This is a genomic window from Actinomycetota bacterium (assembly GCA_005774595.1).
Classification (GTDB): Bacteria; Actinomycetota; Coriobacteriia; order Anaerosomatales; family D1FN1-002; genus D1FN1-002.
The window spans coordinates 1-2645 of the sequence record VAUM01000277.1; the positions used below are offsets into that span (position 1 = coordinate 1).

General features: G+C 69.9%; 3 protein-coding genes. 1 reads left to right on the forward strand and 2 read right to left on the reverse strand.

What is annotated here, in order from left to right; all coding sequences use genetic code 11:
• Together FDZ70_09080 and FDZ70_09085 are read right to left on the reverse strand one after the other, a co-directional pair.
• Window positions 1-462 (reverse strand): hypothetical protein (locus FDZ70_09080; protein ID TLM70686.1); only part of this gene is annotated, 462 nt, incomplete at its 3' end.
• Window positions 459-722 (reverse strand): glutaredoxin family protein, encoded by a 264-nt coding sequence (locus FDZ70_09085; GenBank protein TLM70687.1) that lies wholly within the window; start codon window positions 720-722, stop codon window positions 459-461. The genes FDZ70_09085 and FDZ70_09080, both read right to left, overlap by 4 nt.
• Before the next feature lie 163 nt (window positions 723-885).
• Here FDZ70_09085 and FDZ70_09090 point away from each other — a divergent pair, with 163 nt between their 5' ends.
• A complete protein-coding gene (locus tag FDZ70_09090) occupies window positions 886-2622 on the forward strand; it encodes an ammonia-forming cytochrome c nitrite reductase subunit c552 (protein ID TLM70688.1) in 1737 nt (578 codons plus the stop codon).
• Window positions 2623-2645: the final 23 nt, after the last annotated feature.

Below are 2645 nucleotides of genomic sequence, written 5' to 3' on the forward strand. Positions count from 1 at the left end.
ATGCTCGCCGTCGACTCTGAACAGCGCGATGTCGCGCTTGCCGATCTTCAGGTGGCGGGCCTCGCCGTCGCGAAGCTCGCCGGCGGCCGCGACACGCACCTCGACGGGTCCTTCAGGCACCACGGCCTCCATGCCGGGCGCCAAGTCGTCGGGCGCGTCCGTGCGCACGAACAGCCCGCACCAGCACTGGCCGGCGGCCGCGAACTCGTCGGCGTGCAGGTAGATGCACGGGCAGACGGACCTCGCGTCCTCCTTGGGATCGCCGGTCATCATGCGGCACGGGCAGAACGCGTCGCCGGTCGAGTCGATGATCGAGACGATCGCGTCGAGCGTGAACGCCACCGTGTCCGCGTCCGGGCTGAACCGGTAGCCGAGGCGCGCCACGTACGGCTCCATGTACGCGCGCAGGTCCGCCGCGGTGGTGCCCGGCGCGAACCGGCGGCGCGGCGTCGCGCCGCTCACAGGCCCAGCAGCTCCTTCACGCGCACCTTGTTCAGCCCCACGATCACCTCGTCACCGATGACGAACACCGGGAACGATGCGCCGCCGCTGATGCGCCGCACCTCGGCGACCGCCTCGCCCTTCGGGGTGGACGGGTCGGTCGTGTCGCCATCGAGCAGGTCGACCTCGAGGACGTCGTACGCCACGCCCTCCTCGTCGAGCCAGGCGCGGGCGGCGCGGCAATGCGGGCAGGTCGAGAGCGCGTAGACCTTGACGTCCATGGGTGCTCCTCACAGGCCGGATGCGTCACTCCACACGCAACCCTACGCCGTGCTTGACCTGCGTCAAGGACACAGCGTGTTGCGAGCGGTGCACTTGAGGGCAAGAACCCATCGAGGGGTGGTCCGCGGCGGACGCGGCGGACCGACGTGACGGGAGGCATGTATGGGGACTTCGCGAGACCGGCGGAAGAGGATCGTGGTGACCGCCGCGGTGGCGCTGCTGTTCGCGGCGCTGCTGCTCGCCGGGTGCTACGGCACGCTCGACGTGCCGAGCGAACTCGAGGCGCAGGTGCGCGGTGCGTGCGGCGGCGCCGACTGCCATGACGAAGTGATCGAAGCGGCCGAGGCCGGCCCGCACGCCGACGCCGGGTGCGTCATCTGCCACGAGGGCGCCGACAAGGAGCACGCGGCCACCCCGGACAAGGTCGAGGCGGCCACCGACTGGCGCATCGCATCGTGCGCCGAGTGCCACGAGGGCCAGGCGGCCACCTACCTGTACGACGACAACGCGAAGGCCGGCCCGTACGGCGGCTCCGTCCGCGTGCCGGCGACGCCCAAGAAGGCGACCTTCGCGCGCTACAGCACCATCGCCTCGGGACACGCCTTCGTGAAGGACTACAACGAAGAGGGCGCGCACAAGTGGATGTTCGCCGACCACCGCGCGATCACGCGCGGGAAGTTCGAGACGTGCATGCAGTGCAAGTCCACGAAGATCGCCTGGTCGTGGACGAACAGCAAGCCGCTGACGGTCGCCTCGGACACCGACGTCGAACTGACGCACACCAAGACGCCGACGACGCCGGCCAAGACCGTCAAGATCCCGAAGGGGACCGTGCTCACCTACGCCACCGATGCCAAGACCGCCGAGGTCGACGCGAAGGCGACGTTGCCCGACGGCACGGTGTACACCTCGCGGCCGAAGGCGTCCGAGGACGCGACCAAGAACTTCAACATGCTATGGGCGGCGACTGTGGCGGCGACCAAGGAGACCATGCCGTACGGCGCCGGCTGCAACCACTGCCACGACCCGCACAGCGGCGAGCCTCGGCTGGTCCGCGGCGCGATGCTGACCGCGATCGAGTCGGGCGGGCCTGACGGCGAGGGCGGGCTGAACCCGTACGGCACGGGTCAGCAGCGCGCGAAGACGCTGGCCGACGGCACCGCGCAGGACGTCACGAACTCGCAGTGCGGCCAGTGCCACGTCGAGTACACCTGCGGCAAGAGCGGCGTCGACGGCAAGGACCGGGACGTCTTCGGCTGGGGCAAGGCCCGCGACCTGCACGAGATGTACTCGGCGAAGTACGACTACAAGCAGGACTGGAAGCAGAAGATCATCGGCGAGCCGCTCATCAAGAGCCAGCACCCCGAGCTCGAGCTGTACTGGAACAGCCCGCACTACACGGTGGGCGCGTCGTGCGCCGACTGCCACATGCCCGAGGTGCGCGGCGCGGACGGCGAGGTCTTCCGCAGCCACTGGCTCACCAGCCCGTACAAGTACGAGGACGCGAAGCTCTACGCCGCGTTCGCCGCCAAGACCGGGCTGGACGCGACGTACGTCGACAAGCCGTGCGCGCGCTGCCACGAGGACAAGAAGGCCGAGGGGGTGGCGATCCAGCACCGCGTGTTCGCCGCGCAGCAGCGCGCCGAGACCGCGCTCGCCGGGTCCGTGGCCGCGCTCGGCCGTGTGAAGACCGCGAAGGCGGCCGGGACGAAGGTCGATGAGAAGGCGTACGCCGAGGCGCTCGACAAGCACCGCCGCGCGCACGTGCTGTGGGAGAACCTGATCGTGTCGGAGAACTCGATGGGCTTCCACAATCCACCCGAGGTGCTCGCCGCCATGGCCGAGTCGGAGAAGCTCGCGAAGGAAGCCGCGGCGGGGGCGACCGCTGCGCTCAAGTAATCGCCCGCTCGGCGGGTGTGCGT

Excerpts from the sequence above, each read along its gene's own strand:
- FDZ70_09085 (TLM70687.1), bottom strand. The coding sequence starts at position 722 with ATGGACGTCAAGGTCTACGCGCTCTCGACCTGCCCGCATTGCCGCGCC.
- FDZ70_09090 (TLM70688.1), top strand. The coding sequence starts at position 886 with ATGGGGACTTCGCGAGACCGGCGGAAGAGGATCGTGGTGACCGCCGCG.